Below are 23,311 nucleotides of genomic sequence, written 5' to 3'. Positions count from 1 at the left end.
TTTCTCGGAGCCCGGAGCCCGGAGCCCGGAGGCCAGGGCCCGGACAGCTCAGGACTTGGAGACCGTGGCCCGCAGGCCCGGTGAGACGATGGTGCGCCGCAGCGCGGTGAACACGATCTGGACGACGAGCGCCAGTACGACGACGAGCGCGGAGCCGCCGATGACCAGCTCGTAGTCGTTGCGGGAGAGTCCGTCGACGATGAAGCGGCCCAGGCCGCCGAGACCGGGATAGGCCGCGACGGTCGCGGTGGCCACGACCTGGATCGCGGCGATCCGCAACCCGAGGAGGATCAGCGGCAGTGCCATCGGCACCTCCGCCCGCACCAGGACCTGCCACTCGGTCATGCCGACCCCGCGCGCGGCGTCCCTGGTGGCGGGGTCGACACCGCGCACACCCTCGAAGGTGTTGATGAGGATCGGCGGGACCGCGAGCGCGACCAGGGCGACCAGCACGGGCGTGGTGCTGAGCCCGGCGAGCGTCACGACGAGGACCACCAGGCCGAAGGTGGGGATCGCCCTCGCCAGGTTGGCCACGCCGGCCACGGCGAACGCCCCACGGCCGGTGTGCCCGACGAGCAGCCCCAGCGACAGCCCGATCAGGGCGGCGAACAGCAGAGACAGACCGCTGTAGGTGAGGTGCTCCAGGAGCCGCTGGGGGATTCCCCCGTCACCGTGCCACTGCTTCGAGGACGCCAGCCAGTCCCCCACGAGCCGGAGTTGGTTCAGGAGATCGTTCATGACGCCGTCACCTTGCTCCGGGACCAAGGGGTGAGCAGTCGCTGTGCCAGGACCAGCAGCGCGTCGGTAGTGAGCGCCAGCAGCATGATCAGCACGATCGCGGTGACGATCGGCGTCGGGAAGTCGAGCTGGAGGCCACGGGTGATGTAGTAGCCCAGACCGCCCTGTCCGATCAGTTGTCCCACGGCGACGAGGCTGATGGACGAGACGGCGGCGACGCGTACGCCGGCAATGACGATGGGCACGGCGATCGGCAGTTCGACCTGGACGACACGCCGTATCGGGCCGAATCCCAGCGCGGTGGCCGCCTGCCGGACCGGTTCGGGGACCGAGGCCAGCCCGTCCACGACATTGGGTACCAGGACCGACAGCGTGTAGAGCGTCAAGGGGATCATCACGGTGCGCTCGGTCAGCCCGGTGTACTTGACGAAGATCATGAACAGGGCCAGTGACGGGATCGAGTACAGGATGTTGGCCACGGTCAGCACCGGCCCGTACAGCCATCGCCAGCGATGGCAGAGGATCCCGAGGGGCACCGAGATGATCAGCCCGAACAGTACCGGCAGAAGGCCCAGTCGCAGGTGGATACCGGTGTAGTCGGCCAGTTCACCGGCGTGGTCGCCGATCCACTGCCACCGGACGAGCGGTTCGCCGTCGCTCATCCTTCACCGCCGCCCGCGCTGCCCGTGTCCGCCTTGCCCCCGGCCTCCTCCTCGGCCCCGGCTGACTTGTCCCAGGCTGCCTCCGCCTCCGCCCTGTCGGCGGCGGCAGTCGCGGCGGACAGCTCGTACGCGTCCGCGACTCCGACGACCGCGCCGTCCGTGTCCACGCCCACCGCGAGCCGGGAGGGCGACAGGAGCGCCGAGTCGAGGGCGGCCCGCGCCGAGTCGCCGACGAGGCTGAAGGTGTGGCCGAGCCGCGTGAGCGACGCGTCCGCGAGCGTTCCGTTCTCCGGCAGTTCGGCTGCCGCGGCCCAGCCGAGCGGTCGCCGCTCGTCGTCGACGACGAGCACCCACGGCTCGCCCGCCGCCCGTGCGCGCGCCACGGGAGTGGTCGCCGGCAGCACCGGGCCATCGCGCAGCGGCACCTCGGCCGCCTTGACGAAGGACAGCCGTCGGATGCCCCGGTCCTGTCCCACGAAGCCGGCCACGAACTCGTCGGCGGGGTGGGCGAGCAGCCGCTCGGGGGTGTCGAACTGCGCGAGCCTGCCGCCGGTCCGGAACACCGCGATGTTGTCGCCGAGTTTGATCGCCTCGTCGATGTCGTGAGTGACGAACACGATCGTCTTGTGCAGCTCCTTCTGCAGTCGGATGAACTCCGCCTGCAGCTCCGCCCGCACGATCGGGTCGACCGCGCTGAACGGTTCGTCCATCAGCAGCACCGGCGGATCGGCGCCCAGTGCCCTGGCCACCCCGACGCGCTGCTGCTGACCGCCGGAGAGCTGGTTCGGGTAGCGCTTGCCCATCTCGCCGGGCAGCCCCACGAGTTCCAGCAGTTCCGCCGCCCGCGCCCGCGCCTTCCTTCGGTTCCACCCGAGCAGCAGCGGAACCGTCGCGATGTTGTCGAGGATGGTGCGGTGAGGGAACAGGCCGGCGTGCTGGATCACGTACCCGATGCCACGGCGCAGCTCGGGGGCGCGGATCTCCCGGATGTCCTGGCCGCGCAGGCTCACCGTCCCGGCCGTCGGCTCCACCATGCGGTTGATCATGCGCAGCGTCGTGGTCTTGCCGCAGCCGGAGGGGCCGACCAGGACCGTGATGCCGCCCTCGGCCAGTTCCAGGGACAGCTCGTCCACGGCCGTGGTGCCGTTGGGATAGTTCTTGCTCACCGTGTCGAATCTGATCAAGGTTGCCCCTTACCCGACTGCATATGGTCATGCAGCGTTATCGGTGGCTGAATGGCAGTCAAGCTCGACTGTGAATGGCGTGTTACGTTCGCACGAAATCAGGCCGGGGGCGTCCGTAATGTCCACGTAATGCCCACATTCTCTTGCTGATGTGCCGTTCAGAATGGGCCAGCTCAGACGTAGGGAGACACACCCATGGAACCGGTCTGGTTCACCTTCGTGAACGGCTCGGACATCGAACAGCTCGAACTGGCCGACTTCGAGATACTCGACGCCGTCGAGGACGGGCTGCGCGCCCAGGGCCTCGGAGAGACGGTCATCGAACCGCGCGTCCATCTGATGCCCGATTCCGCGTTCAACGGCCACTTCAACGTCCTCCGCGGCTATGTCGCCCCGCTCGGGCTGGCCGGGGTCAAGATCGTGGGCGACTACGTCGACAACTACAAGGCGGGGCTGCCCTCCGAGATGGCGCTGCTGAACCTCTTCGACCCGCGCACCGGCATGCCGGTGGCCGTGCTCGACGCCACCGCGCTCACCGAGATGCGGACCGGTGCGCTCACCGCGCTGGGGGCACGTCACCTGGCCCGCCCGGACGCCAGGGTCCTCGGGCACATCGGTGCCCGCGCCACGTCGTACTGGAACGTCCGCCTGCTCGACCGGCTCTTCGACCTCACCGAGATACGCGTCCACTCGCGTCGCCCCGAGAGCCGCCATGCGTTCGCCGAGCGACTGGAACGGGAACTCGGAAAGCCCGTCATCGTCACCGAGGACTGGAAGACCTGCGTGGAGGGCGCGGACATCGTGGTGGAGGCGTCCCGCCTGGAGCGGCCCGAGCCGCTGCTCAGGACCGAGTGGATCACCCCGGGCGCACTGGTCGTGCCGTACGGAACGAACAGTGCCGTCGAACTCGGCCTCACGGACATCATGGACAAGATCGTCGTCGACGACTGGGGCCAGGCCCACGCCGGGCCGTTCGGCGCGCTGCGCGCACACGTCGACTCCGGCAGACTCGACGAGACCAACCTGCACGCTGAGTTGGGCGAGATCGTCGCCGGCCGCAAACCCGGCCGGGAGAGTGCGGACGAGACGAACCTGTTCTGGCACCGCGGGCTCTCGCTCTCCGACATCGCGCTGGGTGCCGCCCTGCTCAAGAAGGCCGAGGAGCGCGGCCTGGGCCAGAAGCTGCGATTCTCGTGACAGGGATCGTCGCCGAGGTCGTCGTCAACGGGAGGACGCTGTCCTACGACGATGTCGTCGCCGTCGCCCGCCACGGCGCCCGCGTTGTGCTGGCGGACGAGGTACTGCCCCGGCTGGCGCGCGAACGAGCGGTCGTGGACGACGTCGTCGACCGCCAGGTGCCGGCCTACGGCCTGACGACGGGCCTGGGCACCCGCTCGTCGTACGCACTGCCACGCGGCGAGCTCGAGGTGTTCAGCGTCCGTACGGTCCGGGGACGGGCCAACGCGGTCGGCGATCCGCTGCCGGTTCCCGTCGTACGTGCCGCCGTCCTCGCCCGCGTGAACGGCATCGCGGGCGGAGGCAGCGGAGTGCGGCCGGAGATCCCCCGGCTGCTCGTGGCGATGCTCAACACGGGGGTGCATCCCGTGCTACCCGAGGTGGGGTCGATCGGCGCCTCCGATCTGTGTCAGATGGCCCATGTCGGCCTGGTCGTCATCGGTGAGGGCCGAGCGGAGTTCGGCGGCACCGTGCTCGACGGCGCCGAGGCCCTGCGGCGGGCCGGCCTCGCCCCCGCCGCGCTGGGCCCGAAGGACGGGCACGTGCTGTGCAGCGCGAGCCCGCTGGCGGCCGGACAGGGTGTTCTCGCCCTGCACGAGACCGCCGCCGTCCTCACCTTGGCCCAGGCGGTCACGGCGCTGACCTACGAGGGTTTCCGGGCGAACACGAGCCCGCTCGATCCCCGGGTCCTGGGCCTGCGCCCCGCCCCGGGTCAGTCCCGCGCGGCGGGCGAGCTGCTCGCCCTGCTGGCGGGCGGCCAACTGACCGATCCCCGGCACGCGCGGCGGGTTCAGGACCCCGTCAGCCTGCGCTGCTCGGCCCAGGTGCACGGTGCGCTGTACGCCGCGCTGGGCTTCGCCGACGACGCGCTCGGGCCGGAGCTGGGCGGCTGCGGCGACAATCCGGTGGTGCTGGCCGACACCGGCGAGATCCACTCGTCCGGCAACTTCCACACCCCGGCCCTGGCGCTCGCCTTCGACACCCTCGCGCTGGCCCTGACGCAGACCGCGTCGCTCTCCGCCGAGCGCATGCGCCGGCTGCTCGACCCCGCCGTCAGCGGGCTGCCCGCGAACCTGTCGCCGTACGGTCCGGAGCGCTCGGGCTTCGCGCCGCTGGCCAAGACGGCGCAGGCACTCGTCGCCGAGATCCGCATGCTGTCCACACCGGTGTGCACCGACCCCCGTCACGGTGCGGACGCCGTCGAGGACGACTCGACCAATGCGGCGCTCGGGGCACGGCGGCTGACCACGGTCCTGGCCCGGCTGCGTCACCTGCTCGCCGTGGAGGCCGTGGCCGCCGCCCAGGCAGTGGATCTGGCCGCACCGTCCACGCTGGGGCGGGGACCGGAGCTTCTGCACCGGACGATCCGGGAGATCGTGCCGCGCCTGGACGAGGACCGGCCCTGCGGGGTGGACGTGGAGGCGGTGAGCCGCGACATCCTGGGATCCGACGAGGTCCTGAGCACACTGCGCGGCTTGTTGGGAGGAGCGTCATGACCACCGTCGACGTACGGTCCGTGCGCCGTCGAGGCCATGGTCCGCACGCTGGGGGTCGATGCCGTCGTCCAGGGCTCGGACCGGCCCTACGCGGAGCCGCCGCCGCATACCGGCTTCGGTCTGGACGGAGCGGCGGCGTACGCCTTCCGTGTCGCCGATCCGCGGCGGCTGCTCAGAGGGGAGGATCGAGCGTGGGCCGGTTCGCGGGGTGAGCCTGGAGCGTCTTGGTGAACGGAGTGACGGGCCGCTCCAGGCGTTCGCCGTCCACGGTGATGTCGACCGCCTCGTTGTAGAAGGCGAGAAGGCCCTTGACGGCACCCACCGCGGGCAGCGGGGCCGCGTAGCTCCAGACGACGTTCGGCGCCACGTCGGTGTCGCCCCGCAACGACCAGTACTCGGCGGTGCCCTTGTACGGGCACCTGGTGCTGTGGTCGGTGGGGTCGAACAGGTCGAGGCGGACGTCCTCGCGCGGAATGTAGTACCGCGTCGGCAGCCCGGTCTCGAAGAGCAGGACCGGGCGGCGGGTGTCCGCGACGACCGTGCCGGCGATCTCGACCCGGACATGGCGGCTGCTGGGAACGGCGTCCACCCGCTTGTGCGGGTCGCGGGGGTGGATGAAGATCTCTTCCTCCTCCTCGTACCAGTGGTCGAGGCCCTTGCCGCTGCGCCGGAACCACTCGAAGGCGATGTGACCGCCCAGGTCGTCGGCGGGGTACGTCCAGGCCGCGTTCTCGAACAGATCACCGTCGACCTCGAGGTCGTAGAAGATCCGTGACCCGGTGTGCGCGCCCGTCGGGGGATTCTTCGCCTGGCGCAGCAGATCCTCGCGGACCTCCGCGCGGGGGAAGGCATAGAGCGGCACCGGCACATCGGGCTCCCACACCAGGACGGGATGCCTGCTGTCCACGACGGTGACATCACCCTTACGGCCGCGCACCCAGCGTTCGCTGGGCTCCCACAGGAGTCCTTCCGGAGTGACCCTGACGGCACGGGCTGTGGGGAACGGGGTGGTTGGGGTGGTCATGACCGGCTCTCCTCCACTCGTCGCGACGGACGACAACACCAGTGTGGTCCGCCGGGTCCTGTCCCGCAGAGCATGCCGCGGACGCGGGTGCGCCTCCCCGGCGGCGGAGCATGACGGTCCGGTACGCGCCCCGTTCCGGGGTTCGCGCCCCGTTCCGGGGATGGCGTCGCACCGGCCGTACGGCGAGGATGCTCCTCCCCGCACCGAGGATCGGAGGGTCTCCCGATGGGTTCCCACGCGGCACCGCACCGTCGCAGGCGCACCCTGCTCATCCCCCTGGGTCTGCTGCTCCTGGCCGTTCTCCTCGGTGTGCCCCGTGCTGACGGAGCGCCCGGGCCGGCCGAGGCCTGCCCCACCGGGGGCACCGAACTGCCCCGCGGCGACTGCGGGCCCTTCTGGCAGGTCCTCGCGGAGGACTTCAACGGTGACCGGGTGCCGCTGGGCGCGTTCAGCGACTGTGACCACCATGTCGACACCTCCGCCGCGTACTGTGGAGGCCTGAGCGGCACGTACCGCGACAACTGGTGGGCCTATCCGACGGGTTGGCCCGACACGGCGGGCGACCGGGGCCGGGATGTCGTGGGTGTCCACCACCCCGAGGACACCGTGAGCGTGGGTCCCGCGGAGAACGGCGACGGACGCATGTTCATCAGGATGTGGCGACCTGAGAACGGAGGTCCCGTGCATGCTGCGGCAGTTGTGCCGCGCGCTGTCATGCAGATGAAGTACGGCAAGTACAGCGCCCGTATCAGGGTGACCAAGCCGGCACCGGGATACAAGTCGGCGTGGCTGCACTACGGCGGGGGCTGCGAGATGGACCATCCCGAAGGTGAGTGGACGGGCCCGCTCACCGCCTTCCATCATCCGTGCGGCGGAGGCAGGCAGGGCTACTTCCCGGGGAGCGACGACTGGACGGAGTGGCACACCGTCTCGACGGAGTGGACGCCCGGACATGTGCGGTTCTTCGTGGACGGCCGGCAGACCGGACATGACACCCGCGACGTGCCGGACCGTCCACTGTCCTGGGTGCTCCAGAACGAAAGTGCCCTGCGGGGGCCTGGCGCGGCTCCCGGCAGCAGCGCCCAACTCGACATCACCTGGGTCGCCGCGTACGCGTACGGATGGAAGTGACCCTCCTTGAAGCACCCGACAGGTTCACAGGGGGATGGTCAGAGTCGCCCACACGGCGTTCCCCCCGGTGAGCAGCGATCGATCTACTCCCCAGCTGTCCGCGATCTCCTGCACCAGGAGCAGTCCGCGGCCGCTCTCGTCGTCCGGGCCCGGCTCGCATGTGGGCAGACCGCGGCCCGTGCCGTCCTGGTCGTGCACTTCGAGGCGGAGACACGCTTCCGTGATGAGCCCGATGCCGCACAGGAACCGCGCACTGAGCGTGTGGCGTACGGCGTTGGTGGCCAGCTCCGACACGAGCAGTTCCGCGTCCGCACACAGTTCACCGGGCAGGCGCCACGCGGTGAGCCGCGCACTCATGGAGCGACGGGCGACTCTGACACTGGAACGCTCTGCGGGGAGTTCAAGCCAATGCGCTCGACTTGGGCTCGCGACGTCCGTGAGCCGGGGGGAGGGAGTCGTGTGGGGGGACACGGTTGTCGCCTTCCATAGTGGGGCGGCCGCAGTGCGGAGACGGGGAGGGTGAGCAGCGGGCCCGCCGGTAGGGGACGGCTTGTGACCCGGACGTCAGAGCACGCCAACTCCACCGGACACAAGTGCAGTTGACGAGGATCGCTCGTCGCCCGGCGGGATCACTCACACAAGTAACTATGCTCACAGGCGAGTTCAGGCTGCAACCGCCTGCCTGATAATTTCAGGAAGGCGGTATCCGACTGCTGGTATCCGTCTGGCGACATCAGCAAGTCACTGTCAGACTCGTGCTCAGGGCAGTCCTCAGGAGGTAGAGCGTGAGCGAGGCTCGTTCCGGCGCAGGCACCAGCGCGCCCACCGTTCTCCGCATGATCCTCGGCCGGCGGCTGCAGGACATGCGGCAGGGTGCGGAGGTGTCACTGGACGACGCCGCGAAGGCCCTGCGGGTGAAGCCCCTGACCATCCGCCGCCTGGAGAAGGCGGAGGTGGCCCTGAAGCCCCTCTACGTCGAGAAGTTGTTGCAGACCTACGGGGCCGGCCAGCAGGAGATCGACGAGTTCGTCACGCTGGCCGAGCGGGCCAACCAGCCCGGCTGGTGGTACCCGTACCGCGATGTGCTGCCCACCTGGTTCACCGCTTATGTGAGTCTGGAGACCGGCGCCAAGACCCTGCGCACCTACGAACCCCACTACGTCACGGGGCTGTTGCAGACGTACGGATACGCGCGCGCCCTGCTGCACGCGGGCTTCCCGCACGACAGTGACGAGGACCTGGAGCGAAGAGTCGATCTGCGGCTGCGCCGCCAGAGCCTGCTGGAGAAGGCCGACCCGCCCACCTTGTGGGTCGTGATGGAGGAAGCGGTGCTGCACCGCGTGGTGGGCGGGCCCGAGGTGATGCGGGACCAGATCGACCGGCTCCTGGCGGCATCGGAGCTCGACCACGTCAGCATCGACATCGTGCCGTTCTCCGCGGGCGCCCACTTCGGGGTGTGTGCCCCCTTCACCTACTTCCGGTTCGAGGAACGTGAGCTGCCCGACATCGTCTACAGCGAGATCCTCTCCGGCTCCATGTATCTCGACCAGCGCTCCGACGTCGCTGCCCATCTTGAGGCGCACAACCGGATGTCCCTGCTGACCTCCTTGGCGGACAGCAAGGCCCTGTTGAACCGCATGCGCAAGGAGTACTCATGACCATCACCGGCGGAAGTGTCTACAACGGAATGCCCGCGGCGGCCCTCGGCGAGCAGGGCTGGGAGTGTCCGTGGAGCGGCCCCAACGGAGGTCAGTGCGTGGAGACGAAGCAACTCGCCGACGGCCGCGTGGCCCTGCGGCAGTCGGCCGATCCGGCCGGCCCCGCGCTGATCTACACACCGGAAGAGATCGCCGCGTTCGTCGCGGGAGTCAAGCGAGGCCTCGCCGACCATCTGGCAGCCGGCTGAACCAGAGCACGTGCGGGACGGATTCGGGCCCACCCTGGTCACGGCCTGCCCGGCACGCCGACGTACACCACTGAAGGGAACAGCATGAGCACCCCCCACGCCGCGCGGGACATCGACACCAGTCGGCCGCACTCCGCCCGCATGTACGACTACTACCTCGGTGGCAAGGACCACTTCGACATCGACAAGAAGGCGGCCGAATCGGTCGCCGCGGCCTATCCCGGCATCTTCGTGTGCGCCCGCGAGAACCGTGCCTTCATGCACCGGGCCACCCGCGTCCTCGCGCGCGAGCACGGCATCCGGCAGTGGCTCGACATAGGCACCGGCATCCCCACCGAGCCGAACCTGCACCAGGTGGCCCAGGCCGTGGTGCCCGAGGCCAAGGTGGTCTACGCCGACAACGATCCCCTCGTCCTCAAGTACGCCGAGCGCCTCATGCGCAGCACGTCCCAGGGCCGTACCACGTATATCGAGGCGGACGTCAACGACCCCCAGTCGCTCCTGGACGCCCCCGAACTGGCCGAGGTCCTGGATCTCGGCCGGCCCGTGGCCCTGTCCCTGAACGCGCTCATGCACTTCATCACCGACGCCCAGGACCCTTACGGCATCGTCGACCGTCTGCTGGGCGTCCTCCCCTCGGGCAGCGCCCTGGCACTGAGCCACTGCACGCCCGACTTCGACCCGTCCACCTGGGAGAAGGTCACCGCGATCTACACCAACGCCGGAACACCGGTGCAGTTCCGCTCCCAGAAGGACGTCGCGCGCTTCTTCGAAGGGCTCGACCTCCTCGACCCCGGCATCAGCGTCGGCCACCGCTGGCGCCCCGACGCCCCGGCCGGTGACGCCACCCCCACGGACGCCGAGGTCAGTCTGTGGACCGGGGTGGGCATCAAGCGGTAGGAACCGCGGTGAGGGGCCGGGCGACCGGCCCCTGAGCGCCACCGGAATCACCCCCGCTCACCACTTCCCAAGCACACCTCGGGGTATGTCCAACGTCAGGCGGCATGCCGGCTGACGGCTTGGAGGAGGTGGTCGACGTCCTGGGGAGTGGTGGCGAAGGAGGTGACGAAGCGGACGACGCCCGGCTCCCAGCGGTCGTGGTAGAAGGCGTAGCCGTCGGCCAGGAGCCCCTCCGTGACCTGCTGGGGCAGACGGCAGAAGAGGATGTTGGCGTCGGCGGCGCCGAGCAGTCCGACCTCGGGTATGCCCTTCAGTCCCTCCTGGAGACGGGCGGCCATGGCGTTGGCGTGGGTCGCGTTGCGCAGCCACAGGTCGTCGGTGAGGTAGGCGTCCAGCTGGGCGGCGTGGAAGCGCATCTTGGAGGCGAGCTGACCGGCTCGCTTGGCGCGGAAGGCCAGTTCGGCGGTGAGGGAGCGGTCGAAGACGACGATCGCGTCGGCGGTCATCGTGCCGTTCTTGGTGGCACCGAAGGACAGCAGGTCGACACCGGCCCGCCAGGTCAGCTCGGCGGGAGTGCAGCCGACGGAGGCGACGGCTCCCGCGAACCGGGCACCGTCCATGTGCAGGCGCAGCCCGGCATCCTTGGCGATCGAACCGAGGGTGCGGATCTCGTCGAGGGTGTAGACCGCCCCGGTCTCCGTGGCCTGAGTGACGCTCACGACCGAGGGTTCCACGCTGTGTACGTCACCGGCCTTGTGCCGTCCGGCCGCCCGCAGTTCACCGGGGTCGATCTTGGCGTCGTCACCACCGAGCGGGACGAGTTTGGCGCCCGCGGTGTAGAACTCGGGCGCCCCGCACTCGTCGTTGTTGATGTGGCTGTCGCGGTGGCACAGGACGCTGCCCCAGGGCGGAGTCAGCGCGGCCAGGCTCAGTGCGTTCGCCGCCGACCCCGTGGAGACCAGCAGTACGTCCACCTCGCGCTCGAAGATGTCGCCCAGCCGACGCCGTACCGCGGCCGTACTGTCGTCGGCCCCGTAGGGCATGGCATGCCCGGAGGCCGCCCGCGCCACGGCCTCGATGATCTCCGGGGAGGTGCCGGCGGCGTTGTCGCTGCTGAAGATGCGTGCGGTGGGAGTCGTGGTGCTCATGGCCGAAGTCCTTGCTGTTCCTGGGCGATAAAGGGGGGGCGGTGGTCGTGTTGTCCCGGCTCGGTGTGATGTCCCGGCTGAGTGGCCGGCGAGTCAGGCTCCGCGGCGGCGACCGGGTACCGCGGAGCCCGCAGGCGGAGCGGGCGTCGCGGCCGGGTCGGCCGCGTGGATGAGCTGGCGCAGGGCCTCGTAGTAGACCTCGTGGTCGGTCACGGCAGGCACGATCGCGGCGAGATGGCCGGTCAGCACCGGGAACGCCTCCGGGTCGAGCGCGGCCAGCGCCGTGCGGGTCGCCGTCTGGGCCGACTTCGGGTCGCGGTGGTCGACGAAGCTCGCGCTGCCGAGGGTGAGCAGGTACATCCGCCGGTACGCGGCGATCGCCGCCTCGGGGGTCATCCCGGCCGCGAGGCTGTCGGCAAGCTGCGGCTCGACCAGGCGGGCCAGCAGGTTCGGGCCCAGCCAGGGGCGCGTGCCACGCAGCGCGAGCAGTCCCGGATGAGCCGCCAGCAGTCGGTACAGCGCGGTGAACCGGGTCTCGGTGGCATCGGCCCAGTCGGTGTCGGGCTCGGCCTCGGGCAGCCGGGCGGCCAGGTGGTCGGTGCACAGGTCCAGCAGTCCGGCCAGGTCGGTGCAGCGACGCTGGAGAGAAGCGAGGGAGATCTCCAGCCGCGTGGCCAGCGCACGGAAGGTCAGTGCCTCGGGGCCGCCCTCATCGATCAGGAGGAGGGCGGTTTCAGCGATGCGGTCCGGGGTCGCCCGGTCCAGTGACGGGGAGTGGCGAGGCATACGAGTCATTGTACGGTACGCCGTATCGAACCTGTTCGCCGGCAGTCCCTGTCCCTCTCGGATCAACTGCCTCGACGGCTCGGTTCAGGCCCTGTCCGGTTCGCGCTCGCGGAGGTACGCCTCCAGTTCGGCGGCCCCGGCCAGCATCGCGCGCCCGCGGGCGGACAGTCGGCTGCGCCAGTCGTACAGGGCGGTCTCCAGCGGCTCCAGCCCACCGGCTGCCCGCACCTGGGCGATCAGCGGGGCGATCTGCTCCAGCAGGTAGCCGCCCCGCCTGAGTTGGTGGGCCAGCCGGGCGTCCCGCACGTCGGCCTCGTCGTAGACGCGGTACCCGGTCAGGGGGTCGCGGCGCGGGTGCACCAGCCCGGCGCGCTCCCATTTGCGCAGCGTCGCGGGCCGGATTCCGAGCCTTCCCGCCAGCGGCCCGATGAACGTGGCGCCGGGCTCGGGCACCGCAGTCGGCTCGGATTCGGACGCTCCCGCCCCCGTGGGCGCCAGGTCGCGGAGAGCGCTCTCCACGGCCTGGAGGGTCCGGCGGTCGTCGAGGAGCTCTGCGTGGCTCTCGTCGATGAGGCGGAACGCCTCCTCGGTCGCGCCCTCGTTCACGGCCCGCATGATCGATGCCGCCGTCCGGTGGCTGTGGCCGGGCACCAGGGCGAGAAAGGCGCGCAGGGCCGCCGCGTGCAGCGAGGTGTAGGTGCGATAGCCGTGAGCCGTGCGACCGGCGGCCGGAAGGATGCCGGCCTCCTCGTAGTTCCTGATCGCCTGCGTGGACAGACCGTGCCCACGTGCCAGATCAACCGGCCTGAGCCGTTCGCCGTTTTGAAGGTTTCGCGCCATGGGCCTGCCGATATCACGGAGAAGTTTCAATCGAAGGTTCAACGATAGCGTTGAAGGCATGGTTACCGACATCAAGGACACCGCCCATGCCGTCGAGGCCGCCGCCGTCATGAGGCTGCTCCCGGCCCGGCCGCGGTTGCTCGCCCTGGGCGAGCCCACCCACGGCGAGGACAGCCTGCTCGACCTGCGCAACGAGCTCTTCCAGCAGCTCGTCGAGCAGGAGGGCTACCGGACGATCGCGATCGAGAGCGACTGTCTGATGGGCCTGGTCGTGGACGGCTACGTCACCTCGGGCACGGGCACGCTCGACGACGTCATGGAGCAAGGATTCAGCCACGGGTGGGGCGCGTCCGCGGCCAACCGCGAGCTCGTGCGCTGGATGCGCGCCTACAACGTCCGCGCCGACAACGACGGCCGGCCCGCGTCCGAGCGGCTCCGCTTCGCCGGTTTCGACGGCCCGCTGGAGATCACCGGCGCCGCGAGCCCCCGGCAGGCCCTCACCGCGCTCCACGACTGCCTCTCGGCCCAGGTGGACGCGGACCTGCTCCCCTGCGCCGCGGAAACGCTCGACCGCCTGCTCGGCGCCGACGACCGGTGGACCAATCCCGCCGCGATGATGGACCCGGCTCAGTCCGTGGGGCAGTCGGCCGAGGCAAAGGAGCTGCGACTGCTCGCCGACGATCTGGTGGCGCTGCTCGACGCGCAGACGCCGCACCTGATCACGGCGACCTCGCGGGACGACTGGGACCGGGCCCGCTTGTACGGGCGCACCGCAACCGGCCTGCTGCGCTACCACTTCTGGATGGCCGACACCTCACCGACCCGCATGGCGCGGCTGGTGGGCCTGCGGGACCTGATGATGGCCGACAACCTCCTCGCCGTCGCCGAACGGGGCCCGGCACTGGTCCACGCCCACAACGGGCATCTCCAGCGGCACAAGAGCACGATGCGCATGTGGGACCAGCCACTGCTGGAGTGGTGGAGCGCGGGCGCGCTGGTGAGCGCCCACCTGGGCGGCGGGTATGCCTTCCTGGCCATGGCGCTCGGCACGATCCGGCACCAGGGTGTGGACACCCCGCCCCCGGACTCCGTCGAAGGACTTCTGTACGCGCTCCCGGAGGACCACTGCGTCGTCGACCCCCGTCGGCTGGCCACCGCCCTCGGCGACACACGGCCCGCTGCCCGCGTGTCCCCCTACTACGGCTACTCCCCACTCGACCCGACCCACCTGGCCGGGAACGACGGGATCGTGTTCGTCAAGGACGTCCCGCAGGGGCCCTAGCCCCGACAGCACCCGTACAGCACCGCGACAGTGCCCCGACGGTCGATCCGGCAGTCCTTCGGCCGCGCGCTCGTGCCTCGTGCACCTGGTGTCCGTCCCCCGTGCGAGCTACGCGCAGGTGTCCACTCTGTGGTGACGATTCCGGACCACCGACTCCGTAGCGTTCGACTCAACCGCGGCGCTCCGGCCGCGCGTTGGGCGAAGGAGTCTTCAGTGAGACTGGTCTGGCAGCTCGTGGCCGTCGCGGCGGTCGCCCTCATCGGCAGCCAGGGCGTTGCCGCAGTGCGGGGGAATCCGTGGCTCACGCCGGCCCTCGGCCTCCTGACAGCGGTACTTGCGGTACTTGTCCACGGGTGGGTGGTGCGGCGGACCGAGCACCGCCCGTCCATGGATGTGGCCCGGGAGGGTGCAGCGGCCGCGATCGGCCGGGGTGTGCTGATCGGCGTCGCGATGTTCGGGGCCGTCATCGTGAACATCGCCTTCCTCGGGGGCTACGAGATCAACGGCCTGGGCTCGCTGACGGGCGCGGTGGGGCTGTTCGGCCTCATGGCCGCCGCCTCCGTAACAGAGGAACTGATGTTCCGCGGCATCCTGTTCCGGATCGTCGAGGAACGCACCGGCACATGGATCGCGCTCGCGCTGACCGGCCTGCTGTTCGGCCTGATGCACTTGTTCAACCCGGACGCCAGCCTGTGGGGTGCCATCGCCATCGCGATCGAGGCCGGCGGCATGCTCGGCGCCGCGTACGCCGCCACCCGCAACCTGTGGGTGCCGATCGGCCTGCACTTCGGCTGGAACTTCGCCGCGTCCGGCATCTTCAGCACCGTGGTCTCGGGCAACGGCACTACGCGGGGACTGCTGGACGCCACGATGTCCGGCCCGGTGCTGATCACCGGCGGCGACTTCGGCCCGGAGGGAAGCCTGTACTCGGTGCTGTTCGGCGTACTGCTGACGATCGTGTTCCTGCGGCTGGCCCGTCGGCGCGGCCATCTGGTGCCCCGCCCGGCCCGCCGTCGGCGCGCCGACCGGATCACCGCCGACGCTACACTCCCCCGGTGATCGATCTTCGGCGGGTCCCGGAACGGTGGCGCCGGTTCGATGTCACCGTCCGGGATCTCCCCCTGGGGCTGCTGTTCCTCGCCGCGTCGTGCGTGCCGGCCTTCGCCAACCACGGGACGCGGCTCGGCGGCGTGCCGGACCGCCCCTTCGACGCAGTGGCCGTCGTGGTGGTCGCCCTCGAATGTCTCCCGCTCGCCGTGCGCCGACGGTGGCCGGTCGTCTGTCTCGCCCTGGTGTCGCTCGGCTTCGCCCTCGACCAGCTCCGCGGCTACCACACACTCGCGGGTACCGCGCTGCCCATCGCGCTGCTCAGCACGGGAGCCCATCTGGAACGGCACCGGCGCGCCACCGCACTCCTCTTCTCCGTGGCGTATGTGCCACTGGCGGTCGCGCTCCTACAGCTCGGTTCGGGCGAACCGCCGGTGGAGTTCATGACGTTCTACCCGGTGCTGGCCCTCGCCTGGGGCGCCGGGGCCTGGCTGCGCCGCGACCGGGCCGCGGAGGCCGAACGCCGCCGTCGCGTCGCCGAGGACACCCGGACCGCCGAACGCGCCCGCATCGCCCGCGAACTCCACGACGTCGTGACCCACCATGTGACGGCGATGGTGGTGCAGGCCGAGGCGGCACGCTATCTGACCGCCGCGCCGGAGCGCCTCGACCAGACCCTCACCGCGGTCACCGATACCGGCCGACGGGCCATCACCGACCTTCGGCACCTGCTCGACCTGCTCAACCCCGACCACGGCACCGGGGCCAGGACACCGTCCGTCGGCAGACTTCTCACGCTCGTGGAGCAGACGCGCCGGGCCGGGCAGCCGGTGGAGTTCACCGAGAAGGGCACGCCGGCGGAGTCGACCGGCAGCGCCGACCTCGTGGCCTACCGGGTCGTGCAGGAGGCCCTGACGAACGCCCTCAAGTACGCCCACGGCAGCCGCACCTCGGTCCAGGTGCACCACGGCGAAAGGGAGATCACCGTGGAGGTCAGCACGGACGGTTCCGGCTCGCGGACCCGGTCCCCCGGCGGGAGCGGGCGGGGTCTGGCCGGTCTCCGTGAACGGGTCGACGTCCTCGGCGGCGACTTCAGCGCGGGAGACCGAACGGGCGGCGGCTTCGTCGTGCGGGCGCGTATACCCGCGGGCAGCCCGTCGTGACCGCGCCGATCCGGGTCCTGGTCTGCGACGACCAGATGCTGATCCGCACCGGACTGGTCACGATCATCGATGCCCAGCCCGACCTTGAGGTCGCGGGCGAGTGCGGAGACGGGCAGGCCGCGGTCGACCTCGCGGGTCGGCTGAGCCCCGATGTCGTGGTGATGGACGTACGCATGCCCGTGCTCGACGGCATCGAGGCCACTCGCCTGCTGGCCGGGGCGGGCGTGCCGCATCCGGTCAAGGTGCTCGTGGTGACCACGTTCAACCTGGACGAGTACGTCTACGAGGCGCTGCGCGCGGGAGCGAGCGGGTTCCTGCTCAAGGACGCACCGCCGGCCCAACTGCTCCACGGGATCCGGACCGTGGCCGCGGGCGCGGCGCTGCTGGACCCCGAGGTGACGCGGCAGCTCGTGGGCAGGTACGCCGCCCGGATCCGGCCCCCCGAGGGCACCTCGCACGACATCCCGCTGACCCCCCGTGAACTGGAGGTCCATCGCCTCATCTCGGCCGGCCTCTCCAACAGCGAAATCGCCGCGACCCTCCTGATAAGCCAGGAGACCGTCAAAACCTTCGTGTCCCGTATCCTCGCCAAGCTCCAACTCCGCGACCGCGTACAAGCAGTCGTCTATGCGTACCGCCGAGGCCTGGTGACCTGAGCCGAGGCCTGGTGACCTGACGCGCCGCACGGGCGGCGGAGCCTGAGAGTGGCGGCCGCGCTGCGCCCCTTCAGAGTCCCGCCGGCCACCGTCGTCGACGGGGCCCGGAACGGCTTCACCGTCGTCGGTGTCGACGACCACGAACTCGCCGAAGTGATCGGGCTGACCACCGTCGCACAGCCGGTTGCCGGCCGGGGAGCCGAGGCGGCCCGGCTGCGGCTGCAGCACCTCGACTCGCCTGATACCGAGCCGCCTGGGCACGGGCAGATGCCCACCCAGGAGAGTCGCTATCATCCCGCTTGTGGAACGTTCCCAAAGTGAATCATCAACCATAGTCGTCTGGGATCTCGGCGGCGTCCTGGCTCCCTCGGGCCGTGCGCTGGGCGCGCTGGCCGCCGCTCTCGACGTGCCCGAGTCCGACCTCGCCGGCCCGTACTGGGCCTACCGCGATGCCTACGACCTGGGCGGCCCTCCCGATGAGTACTGGCACCGGATCGCCAAGGATCTGGGGCGCCCGCTGGACGAGGCTTGGGTCGACCGGTTGGACCGTATCGACACCGAGTGCTGGGCGGCGCTCGGATCCGACGCCGGCGAACTGCTCACCCGGTTGGCAGGTCACGGAATACCGTTGGGGGTCCTGTCCAACGCGCCGGGCTCGCTGGCGAAGGCGGTCCGGCGGGCCTCATGGAGCGGCCTCTTCGAGACGCTGGTCTTCTCCTCCGATCTCGGGCTGATGAAACCGGACCCCCTCATCTACCGGGGCGCCGACGAACGGCTCGGCCGCGCCTCCTCGGATGTCGTGTTCTTCGACGACCGGCGGGAAAACGTCGCGGCGGCGCGCGCCCACGGCTGGCGCGCCCACGTGTGGACGGGAGCCGAAACGGCCGCCGCCGTGCTCGCCCAGGAGGGTGTGCTCGATGGCTGACCGGCCGCGCAACCCCACGATCATCGACGTGGCCCGGCTGGCCGGGGTGTCCAAATCGGTGGTGTCCCGGGTCGTCTCGGGGCGCGGCAGCGTAGGAGAGGAGACCCGGCGGCGGGTGCTGCGGGCCGCGGAGGAACTGGGCTATGTCGTCAACGCCGTGGCCCGGGCCATGGTCGCCCACCGGACCTACACCGTCGGGGCGTTCGTCCGCGACGCGGCAACGCCTTTCTACGGCAACCTTCTCACCGCGATGCAGGAGCGCGCGGCGTTCCACGGCTATCGGGTGGTCACCGCGACGGGCTCCGGCGGGTTCGAAGTGAGTGACGAGTACCGGGCGTTGGAGACCCTCGCGATGCTGCGGGTCGAGGCGTTGCTCGTGTGCAGCGGGCTGCTGCCGAGCGAGCAGATCCTGCCGTTCGCCGCGCGGTTGCCCACCGTGGTGGCGGGGCGACCGGAAACGCATCCGAGCATCACCAGCGTCTACTGCGACGAGGACGAGGGAGGCACCGCGCTGGCGGGCCACCTCCTCGATCTGGGGCATCGTGAGGTCGCGGTGGTCACCGTGCCGTTCAGCGGCTCCGTGACGCTGGGGCCACGGACGGCGGCCATGACCCGCTGCCTGCGGGAGCGTGGAGCGCGCGTGCTCGAAATTCCGGGGCCGCATCGGGAGACGGCCGGCGCGTGGGCGACCGAAGTGCTGCGACATCCCGGGATCACCGCCGTGATGGCCCCCAGCGACCGTCACGCGGTCGCCCTGCTGGAACAGCTCCGCCTGCGGGATGTGGCCGTACCCGAACGGCTGTCGGTGACCGGCTACGACGGTATCGGGGACCTGACGACGTCCCTGATCGGGCTGACGCACTGGCGCCAGCCGATCGACCTGATCGGCAGCCGGGCCGTGGACGCTCTCGTGCGGTTGCTCGACGGCGAGCAGCCGCCCGACCACCACCAGGTGCTGAACGGCACGCTGGTGGTGGGCCGCACGACGGCCCCTCCGACCGGCTGACCCGTTTTTTTCTGACTGTTCACCCGATGGCTACTGCGCTTGCCGGACCCCGAGTGGGAACGTTCCACACATGATTGGGAACGTTCCACTCCACCGCGGCGCAGCACGCCGCCGGGTCTGGCTCCCGCGCGGCTTCACAGGTCCGCTCATGGTCCTGCCGTGCGTCGGCCTGCTGCTCGTCTTCGCGTACTGGCCGGTCGTCCGCGGTGTCGTCCTCAGCCTGTACGGCAACGATCTGCTGGGCGACCCGACGCGGTTCGTCGGACTCGACCAGTACACCGAGTTGTTCACCGATCCGGAGCTGCGCCGGGCGCTGCTCACCACGGTGGTGATAGCCGGGCTCAGCGTGCTGCTCTCCGTGGGCGGCGCGCTCGCCGCGGTGCTCCCGCTGCGCCGGGCCGCGCGCAGGCCGCGGGCCGTGGTGTCGGTGCTGCTGTCCATGCCGTTCGCGTACTCGGCGGCGGCGTCGGCGGCCGTGTTCGCGGGCCTGTTCGCCCCGGCGGTCGGAACCCTCAACCAGGTGCTGGCCCACCTCGGCGTCACCGGACCGGAGTGGCTGCGCTCTCCGGAATGGGCCATTCTCTCCGTGTCGATCGCCACTGCCTGGTACGAGTTCGGGTTCGCCTTCCTCGTCCTGCTGGCCGCGATGACCCAGCTCGACCAGCACGTCATCGAGGCCGCGGCACTGGACGGCGCGTCGGGGCTGCGGCTGGCCCGGTCGGTGATCATCCCCATGCTCCGGCCGAGCCTGATATTCCTCCTGGTCACCCAGACCGTCAGCGGGCTGCAGGTGTTCACTCAGGTCCAGGTCCTCACCCGGGGCGGCCCGGCCGACGCCACGTCGACGCTGGTCTTCGAGCTGTACCAGCGTGCCTTCGGCGAGGCGCTCCCCCATGTGGGATCGGCCTCGGCCCTGGCCGTGGTCCTGCTGCTCCTCGTCCTGCTGATCACCGCGATCCAGTTCCGGGTGCTGAGGAGGTGGGCATGACACGCCGTCAGGCAGCCTCGCTGCTGCGCTGGCTGTGGCTGGGCACCGTGGTCGTGGTCGTCGCGTTCCCCGTCTACGCCACCGTCGTCACCGCTCTGCTGCCCCCGGCCGACGTGGCCGCCGGCCGGCTCGTCCCCAGGCCGGACCGGCTCACCCTGGACAACGTGCGCACCGTCCTGGGCACCGCGCCCCTCGCCCAGCAGTACCTGGTCAGCGTGGCCGTCACCGCCCTGCAGGCCGCCGCCCAGCTGACCACGGCCGCCCTGGCCGCGTACGCGCTCGTCTTCCCCCGCTGGCGCGGCCGCGGCATGGCCTTCGCCCTGGTGCTGGCCACCCTGGCCTTCCCCGGGGAGAGCCTGGTCATCCCCAACTTCCAGCTCGTCAGCGGGCTCGGGCTGCGCGACACCGTGCTCGGTATCGTCATCCCGTACCTGGCCGCCGGCTACGCGGTCTTCCTGCTCCGCCAGGCGTTCCTCGCGCTGCCGCGGGAGGTCTGGGAGGCCGCCCGCATGGACGGCTGCGGTGACGTGCGCGCGCTGGTGCTCGTCGTCCTGCCCATGGCGCGGCCGCAGTTGGTCACGGCGGCGATGTGGTGCGCCCTGTCGGCGTGGAACGGTTACTTCTGGCCGCTGCTCATCACCGACTCCCCCCAGCGCCGGACCATCCAGGTCGGTCTCGCCCAACTCGTCGTGGACCAGGTCACCGCACCGGCCGTCATCTACGCCGGCACCCTCCTGGTCCTGTTGCCGACCCTGCTGCTCGTCCTGTTCGGCCAGCGCTTCCTGGTCCGGGGCCTGGCGGCACGGGTCACCACGTAGACGCCCCCCACAGCCTCACCCGTACACAACCGAGCAAGAAAGACGATTCGCCATGCCCCCGTCTCCTTCGTCCCTCCCTCCCCGAGCCAGACTGCGAGCACGCGTCGCGGCCGGCTGCCTGACGACCGCCCTCGCCCTGACGCTGACCGCCTGCGGCGGCTCCGACGGCGGCTCCGACGACGGGAAGGCCGCCGACGCGGCGCCCGGACCGTCGGCGCTGGCCGACGCGAAGAACGCGGTGACCGTGACGCTGTGGCACGGCCTCGGCGGCCCGGCCGGTCAGGCGCTGCAGAACGAGATCGACGCGTTCAACAAGGCCAACGCCGGAAAGATCGTGGTGAAGGCGTCGTTCCAGGGCAACTATGCCGACGCCATCGCCAAGTACACCTCCGCGACCCGCAGTGGCGGCACACCGAGCGTCATGATCTCCAACGACATCACCAGCGGTTATCTGCGCGACGCCGGACAGACCGTCTCCGCCCAGGACATGGCCGCCGCCAACCCGAAGGACCTCGACCTCGACAAGCTCCGCCCGGCGGCGCGCAACTACTACACGGCCGACGGCAAGCTCCTGGCCGTACCGCTGAACACGTCCATGCCCCTGCTGTACGTCAACGACAAGCTGCTGGACCGGGCGAAGGTCGACCGCTCGGCCCTCGGCACCCTCGCGGGCGTGGCGGAGGCCGCGCGGAAGGTCCACGCCGCGCTGCCCGACGTGAAGGGCATCGACCAGCCCTTGGACGGCTGGTGGTTCGAGCAGCTCACCGCCGCGGCCGGGGTCCCCTACTGCACCCCGGACAACGGCCGGAAGTCCGGCGGAGCCACGGCGCTGTCCCTCACCAGCGGGCCGCAGCGCTCCGCGTTCGGCACCATGGCCAAGCTCTACACCGACGGCGTCGGCCTCGACACCGGCGACGACGGCAACGCCGCCCTGTCGGCTTTCGCCGCGGGCAAGACCGCCATGATGTTCAACTCCAGCGGCGCGATCGGCGGCCTCACCGAGGCGGGCATGAAGGGCTACAGCGCGCTGCCCTACCCCTTGTCCGGCTCGCCGTCCACGGCGGGCGCCGCGATCGGTGGCGCCGCGATGTGGGTGGACCGGGCCGGACACGGCGCGGCCGAGCAGGTGGCCGGCTGGAAGCTGGTCAGCTACCTCGCCTCCCCCGAAGCGCAGGAACGATTCGCCAAGGCATCGGGATACGCCCCCATCAACACCGACGTCGACAACTCGTCCACGTGGAAGGCGTTCCTCGCCCAGCACGAGCCCTACGCCGTGCTCGGCAAGCAGTTCGCCGACACCCCGGCCACGACGGCCACCTCCGGCTGCCTCAGCGGCGCCATGCCGGGTGTGCGTGAAGCGGTCGTGCCGGAGATGCAGCAGGCGTTCAGCGGCAAGAAGTCGATCGACAGCGCCCTGAAGGCAGCGCAGGACGCGGCGACGGCGAAGATCAAGGACTACCGGGAACAGGCGGGGCAGTGACCGACACGACCAACACGACGACCATCACGACCACGGACTCGAACGAGCGCTTCGCACAGGCTCCCGGAGACCCGTACCGCTACGGCGTCTACCTGCGCCCCGACCCCGTCACCTGCGCCGCGGTCACCGCCGTGACCAGCCAACTGCGGGCGCAGTACGGACTCGTCTCGGCGGGCGCGTTCCCGCCGCACGCGACCCTGGTCGGCAGCCGGCACCTCCCTGGCCCCGTCGAGGAGACCATCGACGCCGTGACCCGGGCAGTGGCCGACGTCCCCGCCTTCACCGTCCACAACGCGGGCGTCCGCCGCCTCGGGGTGGGGCTGGTCTACGACGTCCACCACCTCGCCGACGGCATCACCCCGAACACGGCGTTCGTGGACCTCGCCGCCCGGATCGACGCGGCCGTCGCCCCCCTGGAGACACCGGCACCCAACCCGGCGGGAAACCCCTTCGACGCCGACACGTTCCAGGCCCACCTGTCGCTGCTCTCGCACGACATGTACGAACGCCCGGACCTGTTCGCCGAGGTCGAGGAGTACGTCTCCGGACTCCCCGTGCCCTTCTCGGACAGCTTCCCGGGTGACACCGTCACCCTCTACCGCACCCGCAGCGACGACTGGACGGGCCGCTGGTGGCAGACGCTCACCTGGGAGCACGTTTACACCTGGCGCCTGCGCCACCACTGAGCAGCTCCGGGGACGGACCGCCCTGTCTCCCTCATGAGCTGCACTCCAACCACCGGCAACCCCCCTCTCGCCGACGACGGGTGAGAGGGGCCCCGGGCGGCACCGGGCAGGAAGAGAGCGGACCCGAGCGCGCCCTCCCACGAACCACACCCCAACAGAACCACTCGTGGCGGACGCAGTCGTCCGGCTCGGATCGTCCGGCACGTTCC

At 70.6% G+C, this 23,311-nt stretch carries 25 protein-coding genes; 17 read left to right on the top strand and 8 right to left on the bottom strand.

From position 1 onward, the window contains the following. Positions 1 to 48: 48 nt before the first annotated feature. From E0500_RS38665 to E0500_RS38655, 3 genes are read right to left on the bottom strand one after another with little or no spacing between them, the layout of a single operon-like run. Positions 49 to 738, bottom strand: a complete 690-nt coding sequence (locus E0500_RS38665; RefSeq protein ID WP_131561988.1) for an ABC transporter permease — start codon at positions 736 to 738, stop codon at positions 49 to 51. Next, on the bottom strand, positions 735 to 1,400 hold the full coding sequence (locus E0500_RS38660) for an ABC transporter permease (protein WP_131561990.1): 666 nt from the start codon (positions 1,398 to 1,400) through the stop codon (positions 735 to 737). The genes E0500_RS38665 and E0500_RS38660 overlap by 4 nt, the downstream gene beginning before the upstream one ends. Further along, entirely contained in the window at positions 1,397 to 2,584 is a 1,188-nt protein-coding gene (locus E0500_RS38655) for an ABC transporter ATP-binding protein (RefSeq protein WP_131561992.1), read from the bottom strand. The genes E0500_RS38660 and E0500_RS38655 overlap by 4 nt, the downstream gene beginning before the upstream one ends. Positions 2,585 to 2,779: 195 nt before the next feature. On the opposite strand from E0500_RS38655, the gene E0500_RS38650 reads away from it, so the two are divergent. Both E0500_RS38650 and hutH read left to right on the top strand, forming a co-directional pair. Next, a complete protein-coding gene (locus E0500_RS38650) occupies positions 2,780 to 3,781 on the top strand; it encodes an ornithine cyclodeaminase family protein (protein WP_131561993.1) in 1,002 nt (333 codons plus the stop codon). Continuing rightward, a complete protein-coding gene (hutH, locus tag E0500_RS38645; RefSeq protein WP_309505291.1) occupies positions 3,778 to 5,316 on the top strand; it encodes an aromatic amino acid lyase in 1,539 nt (512 codons plus the stop codon). Before E0500_RS38650 ends, hutH begins: the two co-directional genes overlap by 4 nt. A gap of 172 nt (positions 5,317 to 5,488) precedes the next feature. On the opposite strand, the gene E0500_RS38640 is transcribed toward hutH, so the two are convergent. After that, positions 5,489 to 6,340, bottom strand: a complete 852-nt coding sequence (locus tag E0500_RS38640) for a DUF427 domain-containing protein (RefSeq protein ID WP_131561997.1) — start codon at positions 6,338 to 6,340, stop codon at positions 5,489 to 5,491. Positions 6,341 to 6,565: 225 nt separating this feature from the next. On the opposite strand from E0500_RS38640, the gene E0500_RS38635 reads away from it, so the two are divergent. Then, complete coding sequence (locus tag E0500_RS38635) at positions 6,566 to 7,471, top strand: glycoside hydrolase family 16 protein (RefSeq protein ID WP_131561999.1); 906 nt, start codon at positions 6,566 to 6,568, stop codon at positions 7,469 to 7,471. A 24-nt stretch (positions 7,472 to 7,495) separates the two neighbouring features. Here the strand turns inward: E0500_RS38635 and E0500_RS38630 are convergent, their stop codons facing one another. Further along, entirely contained in the window at positions 7,496 to 7,942 is a 447-nt protein-coding gene (locus E0500_RS38630; protein WP_131562001.1) for an ATP-binding protein, read from the bottom strand. Positions 7,943 to 8,256: 314 nt separating this feature from the next. Between E0500_RS38630 and E0500_RS38625 the strand changes: the two genes are divergently transcribed. The 3 genes from E0500_RS38625 (at position 8,257) to E0500_RS38615 (ending at position 10,277) form a co-directional block, all read left to right on the top strand. Continuing rightward, positions 8,257 to 9,129 carry a helix-turn-helix transcriptional regulator gene (locus E0500_RS38625; protein ID WP_131562003.1) on the top strand — a complete coding sequence of 291 codons (873 nt, stop codon included), beginning with the start codon at positions 8,257 to 8,259 and terminating at the stop codon, positions 9,127 to 9,129. After that, the gene (locus E0500_RS38620) at positions 9,126 to 9,377 is read left to right on the top strand and encodes a DUF397 domain-containing protein (RefSeq protein WP_131562005.1); all 252 of its coding nucleotides are present in this window, start codon (positions 9,126 to 9,128) and stop codon (positions 9,375 to 9,377) included. The genes E0500_RS38625 and E0500_RS38620 overlap by 4 nt, the downstream gene beginning before the upstream one ends. Positions 9,378 to 9,461: 84 nt before the next feature. Continuing rightward, a complete protein-coding gene (locus E0500_RS38615) occupies positions 9,462 to 10,277 on the top strand; it encodes an SAM-dependent methyltransferase (RefSeq protein ID WP_131562007.1) in 816 nt (271 codons plus the stop codon). 95 nt (positions 10,278 to 10,372) lie between these two features. On the opposite strand, the gene E0500_RS38610 is transcribed toward E0500_RS38615, so the two are convergent. The 3 genes from E0500_RS38610 to E0500_RS38600 form a co-directional block, all read right to left on the bottom strand. Next, positions 10,373 to 11,425 (bottom strand): low specificity L-threonine aldolase, encoded by a 1,053-nt coding sequence (locus E0500_RS38610; protein WP_131562009.1) that lies wholly within the window; start codon positions 11,423 to 11,425, stop codon positions 10,373 to 10,375. Between the two features lie 93 nt (positions 11,426 to 11,518). Further along, positions 11,519 to 12,211 (bottom strand): TetR/AcrR family transcriptional regulator C-terminal domain-containing protein, encoded by a 693-nt coding sequence (locus E0500_RS38605; protein WP_131562011.1) that lies wholly within the window; start codon positions 12,209 to 12,211, stop codon positions 11,519 to 11,521. An 84-nt stretch (positions 12,212 to 12,295) separates the two neighbouring features. After that, positions 12,296 to 13,051 carry a TioE family transcriptional regulator gene (locus E0500_RS38600; protein ID WP_131562013.1) on the bottom strand — a complete coding sequence of 252 codons (756 nt, stop codon included), beginning with the start codon at positions 13,049 to 13,051 and terminating at the stop codon, positions 12,296 to 12,298. A 58-nt stretch (positions 13,052 to 13,109) separates the two neighbouring features. Between E0500_RS38600 and E0500_RS38595 the strand changes: the two genes are divergently transcribed. The 11 genes from E0500_RS38595 (at position 13,110) to E0500_RS38545 (ending at position 23,102) form a co-directional block, all read left to right on the top strand. Then, positions 13,110 to 14,333, top strand: a complete 1,224-nt coding sequence (locus E0500_RS38595) for an erythromycin esterase family protein (RefSeq protein ID WP_131562015.1) — start codon at positions 13,110 to 13,112, stop codon at positions 14,331 to 14,333. A gap of 213 nt (positions 14,334 to 14,546) precedes the next feature. Beyond that, positions 14,547 to 15,392: a CPBP family intramembrane glutamic endopeptidase gene (locus E0500_RS38590; RefSeq protein ID WP_131562017.1), complete on the top strand. Its 846-nt coding sequence runs from the start codon at positions 14,547 to 14,549 to the stop codon at positions 15,390 to 15,392. After that, complete coding sequence (locus E0500_RS38585) at positions 15,389 to 16,543, top strand: histidine kinase (RefSeq protein WP_131562019.1); 1,155 nt, start codon at positions 15,389 to 15,391, stop codon at positions 16,541 to 16,543. The genes E0500_RS38590 and E0500_RS38585 overlap by 4 nt, the downstream gene beginning before the upstream one ends. Continuing rightward, positions 16,540 to 17,199: a response regulator transcription factor gene (locus E0500_RS38580; protein WP_131562021.1), complete on the top strand. Its 660-nt coding sequence runs from the start codon at positions 16,540 to 16,542 to the stop codon at positions 17,197 to 17,199. Before E0500_RS38585 ends, E0500_RS38580 begins: the two co-directional genes overlap by 4 nt. Positions 17,200 to 17,247: 48 nt before the next feature. Continuing rightward, the gene (locus E0500_RS38575) at positions 17,248 to 17,520 is read left to right on the top strand and encodes a hypothetical protein (RefSeq protein WP_258573765.1); all 273 of its coding nucleotides are present in this window, start codon (positions 17,248 to 17,250) and stop codon (positions 17,518 to 17,520) included. After that, positions 17,501 to 18,124: an HAD-IA family hydrolase gene (locus E0500_RS45220; protein WP_165934941.1), complete on the top strand. Its 624-nt coding sequence runs from the start codon at positions 17,501 to 17,503 to the stop codon at positions 18,122 to 18,124. Before E0500_RS38575 ends, E0500_RS45220 begins: the two co-directional genes overlap by 20 nt. Next, complete coding sequence (locus E0500_RS38565; protein ID WP_131562025.1) at positions 18,117 to 19,130, top strand: LacI family DNA-binding transcriptional regulator; 1,014 nt, start codon at positions 18,117 to 18,119, stop codon at positions 19,128 to 19,130. Before E0500_RS45220 ends, E0500_RS38565 begins: the two co-directional genes overlap by 8 nt. Before the next feature lie 148 nt (positions 19,131 to 19,278). Further along, entirely contained in the window at positions 19,279 to 20,118 is an 840-nt protein-coding gene (locus E0500_RS38560; protein WP_165934942.1) for a carbohydrate ABC transporter permease, read from the top strand. Next, complete coding sequence (locus E0500_RS38555) at positions 20,115 to 20,936, top strand: carbohydrate ABC transporter permease (protein ID WP_131562028.1); 822 nt, start codon at positions 20,115 to 20,117, stop codon at positions 20,934 to 20,936. The genes E0500_RS38560 and E0500_RS38555 overlap by 4 nt, the downstream gene beginning before the upstream one ends. A gap of 52 nt (positions 20,937 to 20,988) precedes the next feature. Beyond that, a complete protein-coding gene (locus tag E0500_RS38550) occupies positions 20,989 to 22,416 on the top strand; it encodes an extracellular solute-binding protein (RefSeq protein WP_131562030.1) in 1,428 nt (475 codons plus the stop codon). Next, positions 22,413 to 23,102, top strand: a complete 690-nt coding sequence (locus E0500_RS38545) for a 2'-5' RNA ligase family protein (RefSeq protein ID WP_220141489.1) — start codon at positions 22,413 to 22,415, stop codon at positions 23,100 to 23,102. Before E0500_RS38550 ends, E0500_RS38545 begins: the two co-directional genes overlap by 4 nt. The last annotated feature ends 209 nt before the right edge of the window (positions 23,103 to 23,311 follow it).

The organism is Streptomyces sp. KM273126, assembly GCF_004337435.2.
GTDB lineage: Bacteria > Actinomycetota > Actinomycetes > Streptomycetales > Streptomycetaceae > Streptomyces > Streptomyces acidicola.
The sequence above is the reverse complement of the archived record's forward strand: the minus strand, read 5'-3'. Positions and strand labels throughout refer to the sequence as shown.

Excerpts from the sequence above, each read along its gene's own strand:
- E0500_RS38615 (WP_131562007.1), top strand. The coding sequence starts at position 9,462 with ATGAGCACCCCCCACGCCGCGCGGGACATCGACACCAGTCGGCCGCAC.
- E0500_RS38650 (WP_131561993.1), top strand. The coding sequence starts at position 2,780 with ATGGAACCGGTCTGGTTCACCTTCGTGAACGGCTCGGACATCGAACAG.
- E0500_RS38550 (WP_131562030.1), top strand. The coding sequence starts at position 20,989 with ATGCCCCCGTCTCCTTCGTCCCTCCCTCCCCGAGCCAGACTGCGAGCA.
- E0500_RS38555 (WP_131562028.1), top strand. The coding sequence starts at position 20,115 with ATGACACGCCGTCAGGCAGCCTCGCTGCTGCGCTGGCTGTGGCTGGGC.
- E0500_RS38600 (WP_131562013.1), bottom strand. The coding sequence starts at position 13,051 with ATGGCGCGAAACCTTCAAAACGGCGAACGGCTCAGGCCGGTTGATCTG.
- E0500_RS38635 (WP_131561999.1), top strand. The coding sequence starts at position 6,566 with ATGGGTTCCCACGCGGCACCGCACCGTCGCAGGCGCACCCTGCTCATC.
- E0500_RS38610 (WP_131562009.1), bottom strand. The coding sequence starts at position 11,425 with ATGAGCACCACGACTCCCACCGCACGCATCTTCAGCAGCGACAACGCC.
- E0500_RS38660 (WP_131561990.1), bottom strand. The coding sequence starts at position 1,400 with ATGAGCGACGGCGAACCGCTCGTCCGGTGGCAGTGGATCGGCGACCAC.
- E0500_RS38665 (WP_131561988.1), bottom strand. The coding sequence starts at position 738 with ATGAACGATCTCCTGAACCAACTCCGGCTCGTGGGGGACTGGCTGGCG.
- E0500_RS38640 (WP_131561997.1), bottom strand. The coding sequence starts at position 6,340 with ATGACCACCCCAACCACCCCGTTCCCCACAGCCCGTGCCGTCAGGGTC.
- E0500_RS38620 (WP_131562005.1), top strand. The coding sequence starts at position 9,126 with ATGACCATCACCGGCGGAAGTGTCTACAACGGAATGCCCGCGGCGGCC.
- E0500_RS38595 (WP_131562015.1), top strand. The coding sequence starts at position 13,110 with ATGGTTACCGACATCAAGGACACCGCCCATGCCGTCGAGGCCGCCGCC.
- E0500_RS38560 (WP_165934942.1), top strand. The coding sequence starts at position 19,279 with ATGGTCCTGCCGTGCGTCGGCCTGCTGCTCGTCTTCGCGTACTGGCCG.
- E0500_RS38605 (WP_131562011.1), bottom strand. The coding sequence starts at position 12,211 with ATGCCTCGCCACTCCCCGTCACTGGACCGGGCGACCCCGGACCGCATC.
- E0500_RS38565 (WP_131562025.1), top strand. The coding sequence starts at position 18,117 with ATGGCTGACCGGCCGCGCAACCCCACGATCATCGACGTGGCCCGGCTG.